Origin of the sequence: Sporosarcina sp. NCCP-2222, from assembly GCF_023168145.1 — a bacterium.
Taxonomy (GTDB): domain Bacteria; phylum Bacillota; class Bacilli; order Bacillales_A; family Planococcaceae; genus Sporosarcina.
The window spans coordinates 125,835-147,122 of record NZ_BQYK01000008.1; the positions used below are offsets into that span (position 1 = coordinate 125,835).

At 40.8% G+C, this 21,288-nt stretch carries 21 protein-coding genes and 3 pseudogenes; 7 read left to right on the forward strand and 17 right to left on the reverse strand.

Translation table 11 applies throughout. The features are described from left to right. Positions 1 to 9: 9 nt before the first annotated feature. The 5 genes from NCCP2222_RS16450 to NCCP2222_RS16470 all read right to left on the reverse strand — a co-directional run bounded on the left by NCCP2222_RS16450 (position 10) and on the right by NCCP2222_RS16470 (position 3,488). Entirely contained in the window at positions 10 to 645 is a 636-nt protein-coding gene (locus tag NCCP2222_RS16450; RefSeq protein WP_248513448.1) for a helix-turn-helix transcriptional regulator, read from the reverse strand. 130 nt (positions 646 to 775) lie between these two features. Next, entirely contained in the window at positions 776 to 1,750 is a 975-nt protein-coding gene (locus NCCP2222_RS16455; protein ID WP_248513449.1) for an agmatinase family protein, read from the reverse strand. A 153-nt stretch (positions 1,751 to 1,903) separates the two neighbouring features. Beyond that, a complete protein-coding gene (locus NCCP2222_RS16460; RefSeq protein WP_248513450.1) occupies positions 1,904 to 2,761 on the reverse strand; it encodes an aminoglycoside phosphotransferase family protein in 858 nt (285 codons plus the stop codon). Then, positions 2,758 to 2,973, reverse strand: a complete 216-nt coding sequence (locus tag NCCP2222_RS16465) for a hypothetical protein (protein WP_248513451.1) — start codon at positions 2,971 to 2,973, stop codon at positions 2,758 to 2,760. Before NCCP2222_RS16465 ends, NCCP2222_RS16460 begins: the two co-directional genes overlap by 4 nt. A gap of 29 nt (positions 2,974 to 3,002) precedes the next feature. After that, on the reverse strand, positions 3,003 to 3,488 hold the full coding sequence (locus tag NCCP2222_RS16470) for an NUDIX domain-containing protein (RefSeq protein WP_248513452.1): 486 nt from the start codon (positions 3,486 to 3,488) through the stop codon (positions 3,003 to 3,005). Between the two features lie 205 nt (positions 3,489 to 3,693). Between NCCP2222_RS16470 and NCCP2222_RS16475 the strand changes: the two genes are divergently transcribed. Both NCCP2222_RS16475 and NCCP2222_RS16480 read left to right on the forward strand, forming a co-directional pair. Beyond that, complete coding sequence (locus NCCP2222_RS16475) at positions 3,694 to 3,975, forward strand: phospholipase (protein WP_248513454.1); 282 nt, start codon at positions 3,694 to 3,696, stop codon at positions 3,973 to 3,975. A 170-nt stretch (positions 3,976 to 4,145) separates the two neighbouring features. After that, a complete protein-coding gene (locus NCCP2222_RS16480) occupies positions 4,146 to 6,218 on the forward strand; it encodes a S9 family peptidase (protein WP_248513455.1) in 2,073 nt (690 codons plus the stop codon). 39 nt (positions 6,219 to 6,257) lie between these two features. Here NCCP2222_RS16480 and NCCP2222_RS16485 read toward each other — a convergent pair whose 3' ends face one another. The 3 genes from NCCP2222_RS16485 to NCCP2222_RS20775 all read right to left on the reverse strand — a co-directional run bounded on the left by NCCP2222_RS16485 (position 6,258) and on the right by NCCP2222_RS20775 (position 8,350). Further along, a complete protein-coding gene (locus NCCP2222_RS16485) occupies positions 6,258 to 6,785 on the reverse strand; it encodes a ribonuclease FAU-1 family protein (RefSeq protein ID WP_248513457.1) in 528 nt (175 codons plus the stop codon). Positions 6,786 to 6,902: 117 nt separating this feature from the next. Next, complete coding sequence (locus tag NCCP2222_RS16490) at positions 6,903 to 7,736, reverse strand: GNAT family N-acetyltransferase (protein WP_248513458.1); 834 nt, start codon at positions 7,734 to 7,736, stop codon at positions 6,903 to 6,905. A gap of 29 nt (positions 7,737 to 7,765) precedes the next feature. Next, positions 7,766 to 8,350: a serine hydrolase domain-containing protein gene (locus NCCP2222_RS20775; RefSeq protein WP_375709202.1), complete on the reverse strand. Its 585-nt coding sequence runs from the start codon at positions 8,348 to 8,350 to the stop codon at positions 7,766 to 7,768. Positions 8,351 to 8,369: 19 nt separating this feature from the next. On the opposite strand from NCCP2222_RS20775, the pseudogene NCCP2222_RS20890 reads away from it, so the two are divergent. Continuing rightward, positions 8,370 to 8,564 (forward strand): annotated as a pseudogene (locus NCCP2222_RS20890) (hypothetical protein); the annotation flags it as partial. On the opposite strand, the pseudogene NCCP2222_RS20785 reads toward NCCP2222_RS20890, so the two are convergent. From NCCP2222_RS20785 to NCCP2222_RS16520, 6 genes and pseudogenes are all read right to left on the reverse strand, one after another. Continuing rightward, positions 8,553 to 8,792 (reverse strand): annotated as a pseudogene (locus NCCP2222_RS20785) (serine hydrolase); the annotation flags it as partial. The pseudogenes NCCP2222_RS20890 and NCCP2222_RS20785 overlap by 12 nt on opposite strands. 183 nt (positions 8,793 to 8,975) lie before the next feature. Continuing rightward, a complete protein-coding gene (locus NCCP2222_RS16500; RefSeq protein ID WP_248513459.1) occupies positions 8,976 to 9,254 on the reverse strand; it encodes a CD3324 family protein in 279 nt (92 codons plus the stop codon). Between the two features lie 232 nt (positions 9,255 to 9,486). Next, positions 9,487 to 10,332 carry a DUF4037 domain-containing protein gene (locus tag NCCP2222_RS16505; RefSeq protein WP_248513461.1) on the reverse strand — a complete coding sequence of 282 codons (846 nt, stop codon included), beginning with the start codon at positions 10,330 to 10,332 and terminating at the stop codon, positions 9,487 to 9,489. 55 nt (positions 10,333 to 10,387) lie between these two features. Then, entirely contained in the window at positions 10,388 to 11,350 is a 963-nt protein-coding gene (locus NCCP2222_RS16510; RefSeq protein WP_248513462.1) for a hypothetical protein, read from the reverse strand. 455 nt (positions 11,351 to 11,805) lie between these two features. Further along, the gene (locus tag NCCP2222_RS16515; protein ID WP_248513463.1) at positions 11,806 to 12,219 is read right to left on the reverse strand and encodes a universal stress protein; all 414 of its coding nucleotides are present in this window, start codon (positions 12,217 to 12,219) and stop codon (positions 11,806 to 11,808) included. 23 nt (positions 12,220 to 12,242) lie between these two features. Beyond that, positions 12,243 to 13,652 (reverse strand): SulP family inorganic anion transporter, encoded by a 1,410-nt coding sequence (locus NCCP2222_RS16520; protein WP_248513465.1) that lies wholly within the window; start codon positions 13,650 to 13,652, stop codon positions 12,243 to 12,245. 848 nt (positions 13,653 to 14,500) lie between these two features. Between NCCP2222_RS16520 and NCCP2222_RS16525 the strand changes: the two genes are divergently transcribed. The 3 genes from NCCP2222_RS16525 to NCCP2222_RS16535 are packed head-to-tail and all read left to right on the forward strand — an operon-like array spanning position 14,501 to position 17,087. Beyond that, positions 14,501 to 15,043: a histidine phosphatase family protein gene (locus tag NCCP2222_RS16525; RefSeq protein WP_248513466.1), complete on the forward strand. Its 543-nt coding sequence runs from the start codon at positions 14,501 to 14,503 to the stop codon at positions 15,041 to 15,043. A gap of 25 nt (positions 15,044 to 15,068) precedes the next feature. Next, positions 15,069 to 15,854 (forward strand): alpha/beta fold hydrolase, encoded by a 786-nt coding sequence (locus NCCP2222_RS16530; RefSeq protein ID WP_248513468.1) that lies wholly within the window; start codon positions 15,069 to 15,071, stop codon positions 15,852 to 15,854. A gap of 48 nt (positions 15,855 to 15,902) precedes the next feature. Continuing rightward, positions 15,903 to 17,087, forward strand: coding sequence for a DHH family phosphoesterase (locus NCCP2222_RS16535; RefSeq protein WP_248513469.1), 1,185 nt, complete (start codon positions 15,903 to 15,905; stop codon positions 17,085 to 17,087). A 364-nt stretch (positions 17,088 to 17,451) separates the two neighbouring features. Here NCCP2222_RS16535 and NCCP2222_RS16540 read toward each other — a convergent pair whose 3' ends face one another. After that, on the reverse strand, positions 17,452 to 17,817 hold the full coding sequence (locus tag NCCP2222_RS16540; RefSeq protein WP_375709206.1) for an amidohydrolase family protein: 366 nt from the start codon (positions 17,815 to 17,817) through the stop codon (positions 17,452 to 17,454). A 391-nt stretch (positions 17,818 to 18,208) separates the two neighbouring features. Here NCCP2222_RS16540 and NCCP2222_RS16545 point away from each other — a divergent pair, with 391 nt between their 5' ends. After that, positions 18,209 to 19,264, forward strand: coding sequence for an acyltransferase family protein (locus NCCP2222_RS16545; RefSeq protein WP_248513471.1), 1,056 nt, complete (start codon positions 18,209 to 18,211; stop codon positions 19,262 to 19,264). Positions 19,265 to 19,313: 49 nt separating this feature from the next. Here the strand turns inward: NCCP2222_RS16545 and NCCP2222_RS16550 are convergent, their stop codons facing one another. Continuing rightward, on the reverse strand, positions 19,314 to 19,946 hold the full coding sequence (locus NCCP2222_RS16550) for a GDSL-type esterase/lipase family protein (RefSeq protein WP_248513473.1): 633 nt from the start codon (positions 19,944 to 19,946) through the stop codon (positions 19,314 to 19,316). Positions 19,947 to 21,034: 1,088 nt separating this feature from the next. After that, positions 21,035 to 21,255: pseudogene (locus tag NCCP2222_RS16555) on the reverse strand (23S rRNA (uracil(1939)-C(5))-methyltransferase RlmD); the annotation flags it as partial. Positions 21,256 to 21,288: the final 33 nt, after the last annotated feature.

Here is a 21,288-nt window from a genome sequence, read left to right on the forward strand (position 1 = left end):
GAGGAAAAATTACTTTTCCTCTAACGAATTGTAAATCGTCTGTTTTGATACACCTATCAACTCAGCAATCCGATCAATAGATCCTTGAATTAGGAACATTCCTTTTTTATCAAGACGTTGAACAAAACGGATGCGCTCCTCCCGTGTAATCGTTGCCAAGTTGATCCCCAATTCAACTAATGTGCTGTTCGTAATCTTGTCAAATACCTCATCAATATGTGTTGCGTAACTCTCATCAACCTCTTGATCATCCGTATTGCCAAACGGCTCAACTAAGCCGGCTAACAATTGCTGAACAGCAGTTACCATAGTCACATCAAAGTTGATGCCTAAGAAGCCGATAATTTCGTTTTCATTATTACGGATGAAGACAGTGGAGGACTTGAGAATCTTGCCGTTTTTCGTGTTTGTTTTCATTCCGATAAGGTCTTGAACATCATCAGGATCTTTTTTTAATTCTCGTAAAATAACTTCAGTCGTCGGCGCCCCAACCGCCCTGCCTGTGACGTCGCCTTTTATATAAATAAGAGAGGACTCCAGCCTCGTCGTATCATGAATGACAATTTCACAGTTCACATTGAATACCGCGTAAATTGCATCTGCAATCCGTTTGTAAGCTTCAAAGATCCGATCATTCTCCTTCATATCGCTATGCACCCTTTCTATCCATGTCTACCCATCCTATTTTCTAACAAAGCGGCCGAAAAATCGAGTCTGCCACCTACACGAAAAGTTAAAAGGGGCAATAGCGAATACAAAGTTATTCACAACAAGCTTATCGGATGCTACTTTCCAATTCTTTCTCGCTTTGCTTGGAATGAAGTATATGACCGGCTAACGCATAGAGCAGCAATGTCGATGCGAAATGGGCCGAGAACTGGTTTGGATCCTGTTGCGGATACACTTCGACAAAATCCATTCCGATAACGCCTTGTTTACAAATTTCATGAACGAGTGTAAGAAGCTCATATGACGTCAATCCATTTCCATCGACCGGACCGCCTGGGTTAAAAGCGAAGTCCAACACATCACTGCAAATCGTCAAGTAGACACAATCTACATCTTTGAATGCCATTTCATAAATTTGTGCAGCCAGTTCTTTTAAATTGGCATGAGCACGAATTTCATTGACTGTGATCGTAACAGCGCCGGCAGTTTTCGCATTACGGCCCGCCTCCGGCTTATTGCGAGGTCCATGGATTCCAGTATGGATAACGCTTTCATTCCGAACGCCCTCTTGCTCATAAAGACGAGCAAATGGACTGCATCTGGCAAATGCATCCCCATTATGGGAGGGAAGATTATCGTAATGGGCGTCTAGATGGATGATGCCCACCTTTTTTCCTTGCTCTGTTAATGCCCGCACAATGGGATACGTTACACCATGATCTCCACCAAGCCCAATAACAAATTTTCCTGATTTCCAAAGTTCCGATGTAAATGCTGTAATCCGGTTCATCGTTTCATCGACATTGGCAGGAACAACATCAATATCCCCTGCATCTCCAATGCGGACATGCTCGAAAACATCCATATCATTTATTTCCGGCAGATAACCTGAATATCGTGCAGAGCAAAGACGCATCACTTTCGGACCAAGCTCACAGCCAGTATAGTCACCCCACGTCACCGCCCCTTCCCAAGGAATTCCGTAAACAATTACATCAACATCTTCAAAATTTTTGTTTGCTGAAATATTTTTCCCACTAAGCATGCATGGTGTATTCCCGTAAATCAGATTTTCAGTCATCTTAATCAACCACCTTTTGATTTATTTTAAAACTATTTTTAATTACATTAAAAGATATTTTACTAATTGTCAAATTATTTTCTACTCTCTTTAAAAAAATTAAAAGAGTATGCAACCAGTTAAGGTTGTATACTCTTTATTAATGACAGAATGCTATAGAAATAAAAGTATGTCCTTTAAAAATGAATTCTGTTTTAAAAATTTTGCTTTTCTCTTCTTTGTATTAGTAAGTATAGGAACGCCATCATGCCTATGAAGCAATTCCCATCGCAAACAAGCTAACGCTTCAAATGATTCCAGTTCTGACATGGCTTTCTCCGTTAAATAGGCGGAGCGAAATGCTTCCGCAAGCTCTTCTGATACATACAGATATAGCAACAGGTAAGCCCACGCAAAATCATACCGGGCGTCCCCCCACTGTGCATTGGTCCAATCAATTACAGTGAATTGGCCATCCTGCTGGACAATGTTTTGGAAATGATAATCTCCATGGATCAGGGCGCTTTGTTTGGGCTGCGCAACTTGAGTCAGTGTTTCTAAAAGTTGCGCGAGGTCTGAATGCTTATGGATGTCTGAAAAAAAATAATCCATAAAATGATAAGCAGGAACTTGCAAGACCCCAATCTCCTCTTTCGTCAGTCGATGAATACTGGATAGGATTCGAGCCATTTCCACTATATTGTCCTTCGTCAAATCAGATACTGGACTGCCATTGTCACTTGTAAGTAATACCTGATTTTCTTCCACATCCAAGCCCCAGCCTAAGGGAGCTGGCACTTTTATTCCATGCTGTTTCAATCGATCTAGCAGATGATACTGGAATCTGACGTCCGGTTTAGAGCTTTGATTCCATACTTTTAAGACAAATGCCTCCCCCTCAGTATGAAACTTGGCTACTTCCGCCTCAAAGCCTTGATTGACAGGGTGCCTGCTGTTGTCGGTGGCTGCTTGCATTAAAACATTCAGATCTATCTTTGTATCGATCCAATTAATTGTTTGAAAACGATTCATTTATGATTCCTTTCCTTCAAAAGTGCAATAATTTCTTCATTCTGCTTCAATATCGTTTCCATCTTTTCTTCCATACTGATCAAGTGACTGTAATGATTGGAAGAGTTAGCCGTCCTTCTACGATCCAGGAGCATGAAGAGCATAAATAATATGATACCTGGCAGTGAGAAGCCAACCAGCTTAAATAAGATGATTAGCAATATTGATTCCATTCTTTCCCCTCCCTAACGATTAAAGGGCGTTACACGTTCGTGCTATATTCTTTCAGGTGCCGCTCCTCAATTAATTCAATCGACCGCTTGTTTTTCACATAATCCATCAGCTGCTCTTTAATATTGGGATACAGCACAATCTGCTCAAGATCCGCCAATGGCACCCAGGCCACCCCTGATTGATTCGGATCGGGAACTGCCGGGAATTTGGGAATGCTCCCCTCTCGCAAAGCGCAGTCAAAATAGAGCGCCAGCGAGTGTGTGGATCCATATCGATGCTCATTGATACCAGGAGCATATTCATATACGAATGCAAGCGGCCCTACATCCACCTCGGCAGATGCCTCTTCCCATGCTTCCCGCCGTACCGCGTCGATAATTGTTTCGCCTGGATCCACGCCCCCACCCGGCAAATTATAATGGATTCCCTTTTCTTCTTTCGAAAATTCCACTAGAAGAATCGAATCATTTTCAATGATGACGGCTCCTGCTTTCACTCTGATATGGTAGGTCATCTTTCCATCCCCTCTTCCCCAATAATTTTCCAATGTATGTGAACAGTATAATTCGCCGAGCGGTATCTGAAACCCTCTTATTCTTCCCCTCAATTTCTTGTTCATTGACTCTTAGACAAAGGTGAGTTAACCGTTGAGACAGCAAAACTGCAAATTGAATATTTTACAATACATAGCAGTTTGGCAAGGAAAGGGGGTTTTGGGGTTGACACAGCGGCGGAAAAGAAACTTACGCTTTTGCGTCTTTCCGGGGTACCACTGGTGTGGACCTGGCTGTAGCGGACCCGGAGAGCCTGTAAATAATGTAGATGCGGCTTGCAAAGCACATGATATATGCTATCAAAGCGGTTGCAGGCGTTGTGAATGCGATCGGGAATTTCTTCACTGGTTAGAGCGGGAAATCGATCCCTCCACGATAGCCGGTAGACATGCCCACATGCTGTATCGCTACATGAGAATGCAGGCATTCTTCACTTGTGGACTTTGAACACCAACCTAAAGCTAGTATTCCTCCCCGGGAATCACTAGCTTTTTCCTTTCTGGGCAGCATTTCAGCACCCTCGTTCTACCTAAAACACTCTATCTATTTCCAGAAATAAAAGAGGGTTTCCCGAAGCATTTCACGAACCTAGTACCAAGCCTGAAAGGAGAGGTAAAATGAAACCACCTATTGCAAAACGAATTCCCCATCCCCATGAATTGCATGGCGATGTGCGTGAAGATGATTATTATTGGCTAAAGGACCGAGACAATCCGGAGGTTATCCAGTATTTAGAGGAAGAGAACGAGTATTTTAAGGACATCATGCGTCCACTGGAAGAGCGTACAGAGCAGATCTACCAGAGCATGATAGACCGTGTGCCGGAATCGGAAGTACAAGTGCCCGTACAACGCGGTCCATACTTTTATTACTCCCGCCTCGAAAAAAGCAAGCAATATCCAATCTACGCGCGCAAAAAGGCGACAAACCGAAATATGCTGGAGGACGCGACCGAGGAAATCGTGCTTGATCTAAATGAATTGGCGGAAGAGAATGGCTACCTGAGCGTTACAGCGTTACGCTTGAGCAACGACCAGACGCGCCTTGCCTATTTGGAAAACCGCGATGGCACCGATCGATACACCGTCTTTATCAAAGACATGGCTTCTGGAGAGCTGTTGCCGGACCAAATTCCGAATGTCTATATTTATGGCAGCGTGGAATGGAGCGGTTGCGGAGACTATCTCTTCTACACTACAGTCGATGACAACGAACGGCCATGCCGTTTATGGCGACACAAACTGGGAAGCGAAGCAGGCAGCGACGAACTTATTTATGAAGAAACAGATGAGACATTCACGCTATACATGGAAACGTCCCAAAGCGGAAAATTCATTTTTGTGTATTCTCATTCAACAACAACGAGCGAAGTCCGAATGCTACATACGGATGAACCGCTATCCACTTTCGAAGTGGTGGACGAACGGCGTGAAGGCATTTTGTACGATGTGGAACATTGGGGGGATGATCTGCTCATCTTAACAAACGAAAATGCGATGAACTTCCAGCTTTTCAAATGTCCGATCGATGATTTACATACGCGAGAAATCGTCGTGGCATACAAAGAGGAGCGCTTTCTTCAATCAATATATCCGTTCCGTGATACGTTAGTCATCTCAGGACGTGAAAACGGATTGACGCAAATTTGGATGTTGAGGGACAATGAACTGGAGCTCATCCAATGGGACGAGCCACTGTATACTGTCGGAGTAGTTTCAAATCAGAGCTACGAAGCAAGCGAGATATTAATTCAATATGATTCCTTGCTAACTCCTAGAACAACGTACGGACTACATCCGCTTTCCGGAGAGAAGCACTGTTTACAGGTTGCTCCAGTCAGCGGTGAGTATGATCACTCTCAATTCCGCCAAGAACAGTTGTGGGCGACAGCGGAAGACGGCGTACAAGTGCCCCTGACTGCTGTTTACCATAAAGATGCGCTACGTGACGGTCCAGCGCCATTAATCCTATATGGTTATGGATCCTATGGTGCAAATAGCGATCCTCGTTTTGACCCATATCGTCTTCCACTGCTGGAAAAAGGAATTGTATTTGTCACGGCGCAAGTGCGAGGCGGTTCCGAGATGGGACGTGGCTGGTATGAAGACGGGAAAATGCAAAATAAACGTAACTCGTTCACCGATTTTATTGCTGCGGCCCAGCATTTAATTGACGAAGGCTATACAACATCAAGCCAAATGGCAGCCCGTGGCGGAAGTGCTGGCGGCTTGCTCGTCGGTGCAGTCGCCAACATGGCAGGAGATCTATTCCAAGTCATCGTGCCAGCTGTGCCATTTGTTGATGTTGTCACGACGATGCTCGACACATCCATTCCACTGACGACACTGGAGTGGGATGAGTGGGGAAATCCACAGAAGGCCGAGGACTATTTTTATATGAAGTCCTATAGCCCGTACGACAATGTCGAAGCAAAGGATTATCCAAACCTGTATATCACGACCGGCCTGAACGACCCGCGTGTCGGGTACTGGGAGCCGGCCAAATGGGTGGCTCGTCTCCGAAGGTTAAAAACCGACGACAACATCCTCGTCATGAAAACGAACATGGGCGCCGGCCACTTCGGTGCATCCGGCCGATTCAACCATCTGAAGGAAGCAGCAGAATGCTATGCATTTGTTTTGGATAAATTAGGTGTTACTAGTGATGTAGAAATGGCAAACCCCCGTTAATCGGGGGTTTGTTTTTTCACTGTGTGTTTATCTCAATCTTTACGTTTTCTTCAATGTAGTTGGAAGGACGACACCACTCTCGTTCTTAACATTTTCTATTAACGCATCGACCTCTCCTAAGAGAGAATTTAGAACATCCTTCACAAATCCCTCTTCAAATTGATCTAATGGCTCCGGAAGTTCTTCTTCATCTAAAATATAATGATCCCCATTTGGGAGTATCAAAATATCAATAATTAAATCTTCAAAGGACACGATCTCGTCTGTAATAATAGTATTTCGAACAATGTTAAAATAAGAACCCAAATAATTTCCCTCTTCATCTATCCAGTAATAGAAATTATATGGTCGACTAGCCCAATAGGAAGCTATCGTATAGCTGCCTTTAGAAATGGTTACTTCCAGTTGATCTGCCTTCATGGTAAAAGACTTTTCGATTTCATGAAAAAGCATCATCTTTTCCTGTTCAACCTTTAGCAGCCTACATGTATGATCTACAGTTGATGAATCATAACAGATCTTTCTTTCGATAATTGTCTTGTCAGTATGTATGGCTGGAGTTTGCATTCTATAATCCCTCTTTTACTACCAGATTCGCGTGCCCCTCTAATCTCTCTTCGGCACAATTTCTGCTTGCACTTTATTATTACATAGTTAAAATCATCATTCATTCAAGTGGTGCCATCACTCTTCAAACGAAAATGCATGTCCCATGTAATTAAAAGTGCGACAAAACCCTAGATGTTCCGCCACTGCAATAGAAGGTTTATTCATATCCATGCAGTCCCAATACGGAACCCGATCATTTTCAAAACAATCTTTTACAAAACGGTGGGCTGCTATTGTAGCTAATTTCTTCCCTTGATGCGCCTGTAAAGTTTCAATACCGATGCATTGCACATTTTCAAAGACAAAACTTGTGGAACAGATACTAACAATTTCATTTTTATGTACAATACAATAACCAATTCCCTTACTGAAAAACTGATCGGTTGATGTCCAAGACCAAACGATCGTATTGTGTAAAAAATCTATATTCTGGATGGAATTATCCTTATTCTCGTAGAGAGTCTCAGTGATTTTATGAACCGTATATCCACCTTCCAGCTCTGGCTCTCTTTCTTGCTTATACTTCTCCTTTGGCAACTCATAAACTCGTTGCAGCCAACTACTTAGTTTGCGTTGATTCAACAATCGTTTTATTGTTATGTCCCATCCTTCATGATTGCCGATCCCTTCAAACCATTGCAGTCCTATTCTTCTCGCGTCCGGTGCAATCACCGCGTCGATGAATGAATTCAGTTCAAGATGGAATTGCTCATTATTTTCATCACCAATAAAAATAAACCCATCGTTATTTCCTAACCAAATCAGACCAGATCTGGGAGTATCGAGATTATCTACAAATATACGTCCCGGATTAATTCCTGCAATGACTGCCTTTGCCTCTACCTGCCCTCGCTCATTTAGTATCCTTTTGCATTTATGAAAGTCTCGTTTCTTTAATTCAGAGATCATTTTTTCCCCTCATCCCGCTATTAGATTCCTCATTTTAGAAGCCCTATTTTTTCTTCCATTTCCTGTAACACCTCATATGCGCCTTCCGATTGGTTGGAACATACCACGACTATCGTTGAACTAGTTGGGTAGTACGCAGAATGGAAACTAACGCCGGGATCATAACCCATTACATGATATTTTAAAATGTCGGATCCATTTTTCTTAATCCAAACACCATACCCATAGTAATCATCCCCTTCAATTGCAACATGCGGACTTAGCAAAAGTTGTGTGTACTCTTCGCTGAGGAGTCGATTATCTAGCAGTGCTCCCCACAGCATGGCCATGTCTCCAACCGACACATAAGCTCCACCATCCGGTCCCCCTTTAACAGGCAATGAGTAGCTATTCGTTTTCCACGTCCCATCTGGATAATCGATGTATCCCAGTGCCGTATTCGTGGGAAGAGCATCCAATTCGAAATAACCCGAATCCGCCATCCCGGCTTTCTTCAAAACAAATTCTTGAACATACTCAGCAAACGAACGCTTGCTGGCTTTCTCGATAATCAAACCAAGCAAAATATAGCCAGCATTATTATAATGAAATCGTTCTCCTACTTTAAACTTCATAGGCTGATCTTGAAATAACATCGGAGGAGGAATTGGCTACTCTACGGAAGGTCTGCTGAATGCCAAGTTGCTGTTGCAAGTGCTCGTCGGCACCATGATTGGGGCGTATATTGGGGCAAAATTTACGAACATCGTTCCAAATATGATTGAGGAGATGATGAATGGTAATATCCTTGTCAAAATTCGGGAAATCCGCATCAAGACAATCTGCTAATGTAGTATCAAAAGAAAGAGCTCCTTTCTCAACAAGCTGACAAATTGCAATAGCAGTAAATAGCTTACAGCCGGATGCAATTCCAAACCGGGTAGAGAAAGTATTTTCTAGTTGTTCCGAACGATTGGCATATCCATAACTCATTTCGGCTCGAATCCCCTGATTATCTTTCACAAGCACTGCCCCTGAGAATTTATTGTTCTCAATCTCCGTAATATGTTCCTGCATGTAGATCCCCCATTTCCCTGCACTTTGAATACACTCAAATTCCAATGCTCATCATTAGCAACTTATCTATACTTTATCACCAATCTGTGTAAGTAAAAGCTCAAGAACAGTTCCTAATTAAAGTAGAGCCCTCTAACAAGAAAAGAATGCTTATTATTTTGACAATAATAAGCATCCTTCCAGTCATATCGCATTCATTTTCTCTTGCCTTATGATTCTCCGAATACTTTTTTCGGACAGATAATACAACTCTGTTAATTCTACTATTGTGCTGCCCTTACGAAACATTGAATAAATTTCTTTGTTCCTTTTTAGTAGCGCATCACGTGTTCCGTTCTTTTCACCCCAGGATTTTTTCCTTTCCTCTTTCCTTGGAATGTACAACGGTTTTCCATCTACGTATTTTTGGATATCTTTAATTAATTCAGCTGGCAAAACACTTTCCGCATTAAGATAGGTCATCTTCTGCTCACTCCTAAATAGATTTTCAGAGATTGCAGCTATTCTTACATCGGAAGTGTTTTATGTAGTTTTCATATAAGCATGACGACTATTTTCATCTAAGTTCACCTCGCAAATTCAACCTGATACTAAAAGGACAGAGTATCATTTCTAGTATTATACCATTTACTGACGATTGAAATAGTTCTTTAGGCTAGCAGGATATAGATACTTGACCCTTATTTTTCATCATTCATTTAACATCCATAATGTTTTCAGGCCTTAAAAATAGAGTTTTCTCCCTTACTTCAGTCACGTCCATATCCGGATATTCTTTTTGAATTAAATCGAAAATCTCCCCAATCATTACTTCTAACTCTCTTATGCCTTTTTCAGGGTGTTCCAATAGTATAGAAGTTAACCGACTCACCACATTTTCTGGGACAACCGTCATGTTTTCTAATGATTTTTTTTGCCATTTATAAGCTGGATGATGAACATACACTCGATTTAGCCCGAACAGGATGCCCATTATCTTTTCCTGGACAGAAACGATTACTTTATACAACATTAGCCAATCTTCTCTTGCCAGTAACGCCTCACGATTATGCCACCTATTTCCCAAGTTCATATTCTGACTGATCATTGCTTTACTCAACTCGGCAGGATATCCTTTTATCTGTTCCTTAAGCTGATAAATAACTTGTTCTCCACCAAGCCGAATTCCCTCATGTACTGAGGCTACCAGACATTGTTTATTCAGGTCCGTATCAAACTCCAAAATTACTTCGTTACTGATCTTCTGAATCGTACTTGTTAAGAAGTTACTGATTTCAAATTTTACACATTGCGCCACATATGTTTCCGACCACTCCTCTTCCTCATAAGGATGAAAATCAATAATGCTGCCGTTCGCTAACGTAATGGGACGTTTTCTATCTTCTTCTGTCGGGTTCTCTCTCCAAAATATAAATAACTCGATATCTGAGAATTTATCCTGCCAATTCCGAGAAACGGAACCACCTAGTAAGACTGCTTCAACCTTCGCATTCTGCATGTAGTAATTGGAGTGTTCCAACGCCAACCTGTTAAGCTCCATATAAATCCCCCTTATTCTAAACAACAGCAAAATATCTTTTGCCCTCTAAATGCATTTACTTCTTCTTAATGAAATAACTCTTTCTTATGCTACTAAGCCCGACTAAAAGATTGTTCAGCTCCTTCTCAGAAGGCGTGTGCAAACCATATCGGACAGCATTGTAAACTGATAAGATGTTTTCATTATTCTCCCAACCCATTCGTAAAAACCATTCCTGTATCGTCTCCTCATGATACCGATTTAATTGATACGTTTGTGCTTCCTTCTCGAATTGTTCAATTGATTTTCGGACTTTATCTTTGGCAACTGAGTAATCATACAGCATTTTTTGTTGCTCTTTTTTAGGCTTACTTTTGCCTTTAAACGAAAAAAAGTACGATATTTGTCTGTCCTTATATTGTTGTTTTTTCTTTATTAACATTAGTACAATGGCGATGATGACGAGCGCTGTTGCAATAAATGAGAATGAGAAGTTTTCAAATATCGAGGATGTAGCCTTCTGCTCTTCAAAACCGAAGAGAAGAATTTCTGTACGAACGTCTTCGCTTTTCTTTTCCGATAGATTTTCAATAAAAGCCAGTATGGAGTCTATTGCTTGAAAGAAAAACATTAATCCACCGCCAAAAAGAAGGCCCATCGCTTTTATAAACAGTAACTTTGCAGGCTTAAGAGTAATCAGCACAATGAAATAGACAGCGACTCCTATCCCCATAATTAGACTAAAAACTTTCCCAACTTCTCTTACTTTAAAATTGCCTACCTTTCTACTATTGATCGCCACTGTAACCATGCGTATAAAATAAAATAGGAATGTTGTTACCAAATAGATTTTCAGCTGTTGTTGCAGTAATTCCTTAGGTTGATTCGTAACAAAAAGGGCTCTTGCCAAAAGGTACAGAGAGATAAAGACGACTGTATTGAGAACAGTAATAAACGGCCAGCCACTTATTCGGGAACCGTTAAAATTCGCTTGAATTCTCCATAACACAAATACGAAGAATAACAGTACAGTTAGCAAAGGAACTCCGAAAAAAGTTAATGGCATCGTTACACATAATGCCAGTCCGATACCGAGGTTACGTGAGTATTCACGGGAATAGAATAGGAGATGGGATAAAATCCCACCTATGATTGAAATGAGCATCCAAATATACGGTATTACTGAGCTTGTCTCCCCTAAGAAAAAAATTAAAAAATATGATAATAGAAACATCTCTGCAACAAGACGTTCAGAGAGGTTGAAGCGGTTCCGATCATAGTCAAACCTTTCTTGATCCAGTTGTTTTCTCTCCTTTCAGGCTAGCTGCGATTATTAGAGATAGGTTAATTATAACAATATTCATACAGTGCTTGGTATATATTATTAATACCGTCAGGATGTTCCTATAATTAGAGCGAATGATGAACTAAAAAAGAAGCCGAACCGTTGTTATCACGGTTGGCTTCTGATCCATTACGTAGTTGGCATCTAAATTATTTCACAATTGTCACGGGACAGTCTACATGTTTCATCACTTTGTGGCTAACACTTCCAAGCATCATTTCTTGAAATGTATTTAAACCTCGGCTGCCCATGATGAGCTGGTCCATTGCTTGTGCATTCACATACTTTATAATTTCTTGGCTCGGGTTGCCTTTTAGTAATGTCATTTTTGCTTGCAAGCCGGCTGTTTGTGCAAGTTCCAAAACGGGTTCCACTTTTTGTCTCCGTTTCAAAAGGAGGCTTTCTTCGTTTTGAGATAGGAGTCGTTCGTCTTTTGCTTTGTCGTAATCCGCCACATAAATGAACTCTAAGTGTGCTTCTGGAAAATGTTTAGCAAGCGTAATGGCGTGTGTGGCAGCTCGCAGTGCATTTTCCGATCCGTCAATCGCTACAGCAATCTTCATTCTCATTCCTCCCTCGTCTGTTCTCAAAGTAATTTCTCGTATAACTGTTCACTGGAAGAATTCAAACCTCGAATTGATACCGCCACTCCTTCTTCCTCAAGCTTTTGTTTCACCTTAGCTACCGCACCGACAGAAGATTCATCCCATAACTGGCTATCCTCAAAATCAATAATGATTTCCTTTTCCTTAACGGCTTGGAATGACTGGATGAATTTTGTTGTGGATGCAAAAAACAGCGGGCCTTTTACCTTGTATATGCCCGAATCGCTCGTTACAGTCACACGGGAAATATTTGCAACAAAGAATAGCGAGCTCAAAATAACACCGACCACCACACCGATTGCGAGGTTATGCGTATATAAAATAATCGCAACGGTAATCAGCATGACGATCGATTCTGTTTTTGGCGCCTGTTTCAGAAACTTGAACGAGCCCCAATTAAACGTAGTCATAGCTACCATAATCATGACGCCGGCAAGTACAGGCATCGGAATTTTAACAACAACATCGCCTAACACAATAATCAAGAACATAAGGAAAACACCCGCGGTAAACGTGGAAAGCCGTCCACGTCCACCTGATTTGATATTAATCATCGATTGGCCGATTAATGCACATCCTGCCATCCCTCCGAAAAATCCTGTGAAGAAGTTGGCGATGCCTTGTCCCCGCGCCTCCCGATTTTTATCGCTTGGCGTGTCCGTCATATCATCCAGCACCTGAGAAGTGAGCAAGGATTCAAGAAGCCCGACAATCGATAGTGCTAATGAATACGGGAAGATGATTTTCAGCGTTTCTAAATTAAGCGGAATATCCGGAAGAAAAAACGTTGGCAATGAGTTTGGCATCTTTCCTAAATCACCGATTGTTTGCAGCGATACGCCGCTTATCAGTGCGATACCAGTCATCACGACAATTGCAATGAGGGGTGCAGGGATTGCGGTGAAAAAACGCGGTACCGCATAAACTAGTACCAATGTGGCGATGGCAAAAACATATGTCATTGCATCATGGCCCCTCAAATAGGGAAGCTGCGTAATGAAAATCATAATACCAAGCGCATTTACAAATCCAAGCATGACAGAGTTTGGAATGAACCGCATCAAATTCGCTACCCCGAGCCCTCCTAGAATAAATTGAATAATTCCTGTCAAAACCGTGGCCGCTAAAACATATTGCAAGCCATGGTCCGCCATTAAGTTGACAAGGATTAACGCCATCGCCCCTGTTGCCGCAGAGATGAGCCCAGGACGTCCTCCTACGAACGAAGTGATGACGGCAATGGCGAAGGAAGCATAAAGTGCGACTCGCGGATCTACTCCTACAATGAACGCAAAGGCTAATGCTTCCGGAATAAGCGCCAGCCCTACGACAACGCCTGCTAACAAATCGGCCCGCACATTGCCGAACCATTGTTGTTTTATAGTATGCATTTAGTGCTCTCCTCTCTCTCGTGTATATGCATACCTAAATTAAGATTCTCTATAAACCGTTCCTAATTATATCAGAAGAAATAACTTGGAGCAGTCGGTAACTATACTACAGAAAGTTAGATAAAATCAAACTAATACGTTCTTAGTTAGGATTCTTAAAAGGTCTCTTTTGCCATGTTACTTATTTGTATAATTTCCTTCAAACAGTACAAAACCACTTCCCTCGTTCTAAACAACTCAACTATGCTAAAAAGCCTGACTGGCCTTTCTTGTTTTTTCTTTTTTGAAAACGGAATTTACTGCAAATTAGTCCTCTTTTTTATCATTAGTATAAACATACACACTATCTGAAGGGGAATCTCACTTCAATTGAACACCAGTTACCTCGATAGTCGATATTAATGACAATACACACAGAAATCTGTCCACCCATCAGTTCTTTCTTTTCGTCTGATACTGACTCAGTATGCTAAGGCTAATTTCGAAAAGCATTAGCAATAGTAAAAAAGAAAAACTGGAAGATGTAAGAACAGAAAATAATAAAGCATTTATTTCAATATAATCTAAATTTGTTTGACCGTGAGCTGTAAGCCCACTAAAAATGAATTGATAAGTTGATTTTGTCCGCGTTTACTCTGAGCAGAAATAGGATTGATAACAAGAATTAAAGTGAATACGGACAAGTTCATATCTTTAAATTTGGATAATCAAGATGTATGAGAAAAAGTATAAATTCAATGTGTGAAGGAGAGGTTACCAAAAGAAGTCTTAAATGTGTAGATACATCAGATTAAACGTATTCATGCGGGCAGGAGTAGCAGCAAATAGGAAGTTAGGAGGAACTGAAAGTGATTAAAACTATATATCTGGTAAGGCATTGCCAAGCTTTCGGGAAAGAGCAGAAGGCAGAATTGACTGAAGAGGGAAAAGAGCAGGCAAAAGAATTAATGTATTTCTTTGCAAACCGGAATGTTAAACGCATTGTTTCTAGTCCTTTTACGAGAGCTCTTCAATCCGTCCAACCGCTGGCAGACAATCTAGAGTTGCAGTTAGAAATCGACGACCGTCTTGCTGAGCACAGATTGATTTCAAATAACCTAAAAGATTGGCTAGAACGACTTAAAGAATCCCTGCAAGATCTTGATTTGAAACTGGAAGGCGGAGAATCCATAGGAGAAGTGACAAAAAGTGCAATGGAATTACTTGAGGAAACAACCGATGGGACCGTGTTGGCTACACATCGCAATATTATAGGTCTAATATTGATGCAAATTAAAGGCATGAAAGGAATTAAAGAATGGACAGACTTGTCTCACCCGGATGTCTACGAAGTGCTTGTAAAAAATGATTCCTATGACGTGAGAAGAGTTTGGGGGAAAAGTGAAATTTAATCTCTTATAACGGAGGTGTAATACATTGCCAGTAGTAAACCTAAATGGAGCCGATCTCTATTATCACGTTCAAGGCAAAGGGATACCTATCGTGTTTATCCATCCTCCCTTACTTACAAGCATGAATTTTATTTACCAAGTAAACGAATTATCAAAACGCTTCAAAGTTATTGTTTTTGATATTCGTGGTCATGGAAACAGCTCTTTTTCGAAAACAGCATTAACGTATCCAATCATTTCACAGGACATTAAGCAGTTATTGGACTATCTAAATATAGATAAAGCTTTCGTATGCGGCTACTCAACTGGAGGGACCATTGCTCTTGATTTTTTGTTGACATATCCCACGCGCTCTTTAGGAAGCGTTCTTATCGGATCTATGTCAGAAGTTAAAGACCAATCATTAAAAAGTAAAATCACTTTAGGAGTAAAGTTCGCGGAATGGAGAGCACTTCAGGTTCTTGCTTTATCCGTCTCCTTTACTAATTCCAATAATGCACTTTTGTTTAAACACCTATATATCAATGCGAAAAAAGGAAGTGCCCTGAATATTGAACAGTATTACCGTTACAGTTTGGACTATAATTGTACCGATCGTCTGGATCAAATCAACCTCCCCGTTTTATTGCTCTACGGTGAAAAAGACAAGGCGTTTCATTGCTATGCCCGCTTATTACACGATAAGCTCCCTATCAACAAGTATATCCTAATAGGAGACATAAAACATCAGCTACCTACGAAGGCAGCCGCACAGGTAAACAATTTCATTAAACAGTTTGTAGCCTCTTGGAGTCAGAACGGAGAAAAGTAAAATTCCCATAGATGTAATTTGACTATACTGTCGTTGAGGAGGAAGGTCATGTATAAATTATTGTCACACAATGATCTGGATGGAGTGGGATGTGGAATTTTGGCGAAGTTGGCTTGGGGTAAAATGGTAAAAGTTCGCTATAATTCCGTTTCCAGTCTCGACCGGGAAGTGGAATGGTTTCTGGAAAATGAGAATCAGAACATATTTTTATTCATTACGGATCTGTCAGTTAATGAAGAAAATGAAAAAAGGCTTGCTACTTTCCATGAAAATGGAGGAAAGGTTCAACTGCTGGATCATCATAAAACCGCTTTACATCTCAATGTTTATGACTGGGGGCGTGTCCTCGTTGAAGATGACGAAGGTAAATTAGCTTCAGCCACTTCCCTTTTCTATGAGTATCTTACGACTCATCAATTTTTAAAGCCATCCGAATCGGTTGCCGAATTTGTCGAGTTAGTCAGGCAATACGATACATGGGAATGGGAGAAAAATGAGAATCTTCATGCTCAGCGGCTCAATGCCCTCTTTTTCTTACTCACCATTGAAGAATTCGAAGAGAAGATGATCAGTCGGTTAACTTCTGACGAACATTTCCAATTTGATGAGTTCGAAAAGAAGTTACTTGATTTGGAAGAGGATAAAATCGAACGTTATATTCGCAGGAAAAGACGAGAGCTCGTCCAGCTACAAACCGGCAAACAGTTTGCAGGCATTGTCTATGCGGAATCTTATCATTCTGAACTTGGAAATGAGTTAGGAAAAGAATATCCACATCTAGATTACATCGCTATTCTGAATATCGGTGGAAAACGAGTCGGGTTTCGGACAATTCATGACCATATTGATGTATCTGAAATTGCAGGGCAATTTGGCGGAGGCGGACATGCAAAAGCTTCTGGCTGTTCTTTACACACGGAGGCGTTTCAGCAATTTGTTTTAGATGCGTTCGATCTAGAACCAATTCGAGAGGATGCCCGGCGGAATCGCTATAATCTGAAGGACTCTTCTTTCGGTTCGTTATATAAAAATCGGATGGAAGATAACTTTTTCCTCTACCCGATAGACGCGCTAGGCTGGGCCATCAAACAGAACAATAAACTCTTACAAGAAACCTTTGCAAGTTTTGAGGATGGAGAGCGTTACCTTAAGAGAAAATATGAAGCATGGCTTGTGCGTGATGATGCGTTTGTCAACTACTTAATGAATCAGTTGCAACCTATTAGCCAGTAACTTTACATGTATGAAAAGGAATAGCAATAAGCCTTTGATTGCTGCCAGGCAATCAGAGGCTTTTTCTTTGTCACAATACTTGATTCTCCCACGCATAGACTACAGCTTTCCCATTAAAGCTCAGAATTTCTCTCACCAACAAAAGTTTCTCTCTCTATGGTTTTTGAATCCTCAATACTATCTAAATGATATTTTTACGTAGATTAATTCTTTAGAACGGGTCGGAGGCCTCAATCCATCCAAATAATGATAATATTATACAAAAACTATATTTGAGCAAAGGGCTGCACCGATTATTAACGGTGCAGGTCCATTGTATTGACTACTATACACATTTAATTATTATGCGACGCTTGTGATGGTTTTAATTATATAACTTCCCTTTATGCATTAACTGTCTGTTATTCGGCAATCTGGCAACCGCTTCTGCGCTGCAGTTTGCATTTACCAATACAAAACTTGCCTCATCTCCAACCTTCGGCCACACTTGCTTACCTTCACCATTCAAAGGCGTTACACCTTGTGTAATTAAACTTACACTTTCGCGTAATGAACGTTCGCTTGATTTCCCTTTATAGTCACAGAAGTTATGCACCTTCTCCAAAATGTCTCCAGGAACATAAGGACTCCACGAATCATAAAAACCGTCGCAGCCTAATGCCACTTTTACGCCTTTCTCTCTCATAATATCAATTGGAATGGGCTGAGAATTCGCTGAGTTGTTGGGAATATTCTCCGTTTATGCAGCTTTTATAGTTTTAAGTGGAAAGGTCGCAGTTAAAGTCAATCCGCTAACACGTTCAACTGAGATGAAAACAGGTTCAATGATGTTGATGTTTATCGTCTTTATTGCTGTCGGCGGCACCCGTTAGTTTTAGGAGGGCTGGCGAATATATTAACTTCTGTTGAACTCCCTGTCGCAATTTTCTTCACAAGAATTATCTGAGTTGAAACCATCACTTCTGTTCAGTGGTTAGGAATTCTTTTATAGACACCACAAGAACCCTTTATCTCCGCATTTTACCGTTTATTTATCAATTACATATCTTTATTGTTACAATACGCAATTAACACGAAAAGGGGGTATATAATAGCAGCATATTTTGTAGAGGTGTATATTAATGAAGAATAAACGGATAACGTGGGCGGATATTACGAAAGGATTCTTAATGATCCTTGTCGTCATCGGGCATTATCCAGGAGAGCTCGACTTTCCACTCGCGAAATATATTTATTGGTTTCATATGCCTGCATTTTTCATTTTAAGCGGATTGTTCTTTAAGCCGGTTTTAGATAAAAAGGATATAAAGCCCACGATTCACAAGCGTTTCATGCAATTAATCATCCCTTACCTATTTTTCCTTGCTAGTATTACACTAGTACGTTATGGAATGGAGATTTTTTCTGGCAATTGGAATTTTGAATGGTATCTTAATGACTTATGGACACTTGCCATAGGGGGGCGTTTTATTCGAGGAGCATACGGTGTTTTCTGGTTTGTGACGACATTATTCTTCACGTATTTATTATTCATGTTGTTGACAACCTACTTCAATCGAATGAAACAGTTTATAATTCTAGGTTTCTTTTATGTTTTCGCACATTTTGAGAGCATCATCGCTATGAATGTCATCGGCGGCAAGCCCTCCGAAGCAGCGCAATCGATTCCAATGATATGGAACATCGATGTTGTGCTGATGGCAATCGTCTATTTTGCAATCGGGTATTATTTCAAAGATCTGTGGATGGATATTTCAAAACGCTGGATGAGTACAGCTGTGTTCCTGAGTGCCACGGCGTTATTGCTCGATCGCTTCAATATCATCGATTATCATTTGAGTATGAAGTTCTTACGGTATGACCATTTACTATTGGATTTGGTCATTCCCTTATCATTTACAATCGTATTAGTAGGATGCTTCCAGTTGCTCGCAGCAAAACTGTCACTCAACTGGCTGAAAAAAATAGAAAATCACTCGCTTTCCATTATGTATTTGCATATATTTGCAGATATTATTTTAAATGATTATTTCACGTACGGGCTTATTGGTTACACAACGATTGGGATATTCATTCCTATCATTGTTTCAATTTTAATAAAGAAATTGCTACCTAACGGGAAGATACTGCTTGGCGGGTTTTCAATCAAGAAAGAAAAGACAGCTATTCCGACGTAAAAAAATGCTGGACCTCATCTCTGAGGTTCAGCATTTTTAAATATTTATTTTATTTAGAGCGAATCCTATCGACCCAAACTTCATACCCTTTGCCATTTAAATGAAGCCCATCAACTGTGAACTGCTTATCCAGTTGCCCGTTTTTATCGATAAAACTCGAATACAGATCGAAATACTTAATTCCCTTATCTTCCGCAATCTGTTGCAAAATACTATTAAATCGCTTCACTTTGACATTTGTCACTTCATTCCCGAATATCCCGTTATTCACAGGTAGGATTGATTGAATAGCAAGCCTTGTATCTTTTCCTTCAAACGAATCCACGATTTTCTCGACGTTACTTTTAAATACATCGGCTTCTGTTCCATAACGGATATCATTGACACCAATCATCAAATACGCCTCTTTGGGGTTGCGGTCCACTATTTCCTGTATCCGATTCAATACACCTTCTGTCCAATCATTCCGAATTCCTCGATTCAGCACAACTTCACCGGGAAAGTATTCTTGGAATTCTCCGTAATCAGAAATACTGTCACCAATGAACACTTTATCTACATTACTTAGTGACGACTGTTCAAAGATGCTTTTTTTCGTAAGGTAATAGGCGTAATCCTTCTTAGGAGAAGGTGTTGACTGCCTTTTTGTTTTAATATATTCAAATCCACCGTTATTTTTCACCACATAGCTTCCTGTTCCTAACAACAGTACATTAAAAAGTAATGAAATTATTAATATTATATAAACCTTTTCCAACATAAACACTCCTATTTCTAATTGGCTCTGGGATGCTATTCCCGCTGAGTAGCCGAACAAAACGCAAAGTTGCTACGTCCTGTTGCAATGCATTATTTCGACGCCTCCTGCAAGCCCCAACCACCGGGTTTCTCGAAGAATTTGGAACTTTAGCATTTGTCTCGATGAAACTCTATGTATTGATCTGGCTCTGTATCGTCCCAATGGGATGCCATGCTTTTTAGCAAACTTTGCTAGTGTACTTTTGGTTGTTTCATATTCCCTTTTAGTTTCTCCCCAGTAACCATGCTGCATGCATCAAAACCGCCTCTGAAATTCAATATAAAAAGGTACTCCGTCGAGTACCTTCAGACTGTAGACAAAGTCACTTCGAGATGAATAGAAATGCATAAACTAACCGGCAGGGAGCGCAACTTCGCTTTCCATGGGCTTGGCTACAGCCAATCGAACAGCGAAGGGTTCGATTTGTATAATTCCTGCGCCTCGCGCAGAAATTATACATCCGTTGCTCGTTGCGCTCCCTGCCTTTAATATAATTTCTTTATGATTAAGTAAATATGAAAGTTCCTTTAACTTCCTATATACAAGGTTCATCATTTTAATTATAACTAACATAACTTGTCAGCAGAACATCCGTTGATTGGAGCGGAAGGCGGCGACTCCTGGGGGATGAGCGGGACAGGCGAGACCCCGCAGGAAGCGCAGCGGACGAGGAGGCTCACCGCCCGCCCCCCGGAAAGCGACCGCCAGAAGCGGAAATCAACTTTATTATGAATCTTATGTGAGCAACAGTTGCTTATTATTTTTATACGCGACAACAAATTAATATGCTTTTGTCTACGCTCTGAAGGTACTCCGTCGAGTACCTTCAAATCAAGATTATCTACTATTACTTATTATCTCTTCATCAATTTTTTCATTCTTTTGTCTGCCTTATTATCACGACATTAAGTTAGATACACTAAAGATTCATCCGAATTAAGCGTACGTTTATAAGCACGCTTAATTACGGATTAGTCAGCTAGTTCAAGCCACGCCACACACTCCATATGACTCGAATGCGGGACACATCTACTGGTTGGACTTCTATAGTTTTATATCCCCCATCCTCAAGTATGCGAAGATCACGCGCCAACGTTCCTGGGTTGCTGGACATAGACGACTCGTTTTGGTTTGTCTTCCAGTATGGTTGCTAGTAATTTTTGTCGCAGCCTTTTTTCGGAGGACTGGCGATTCTACCCCAAAAGCAATTATTGCTTTGGCATAT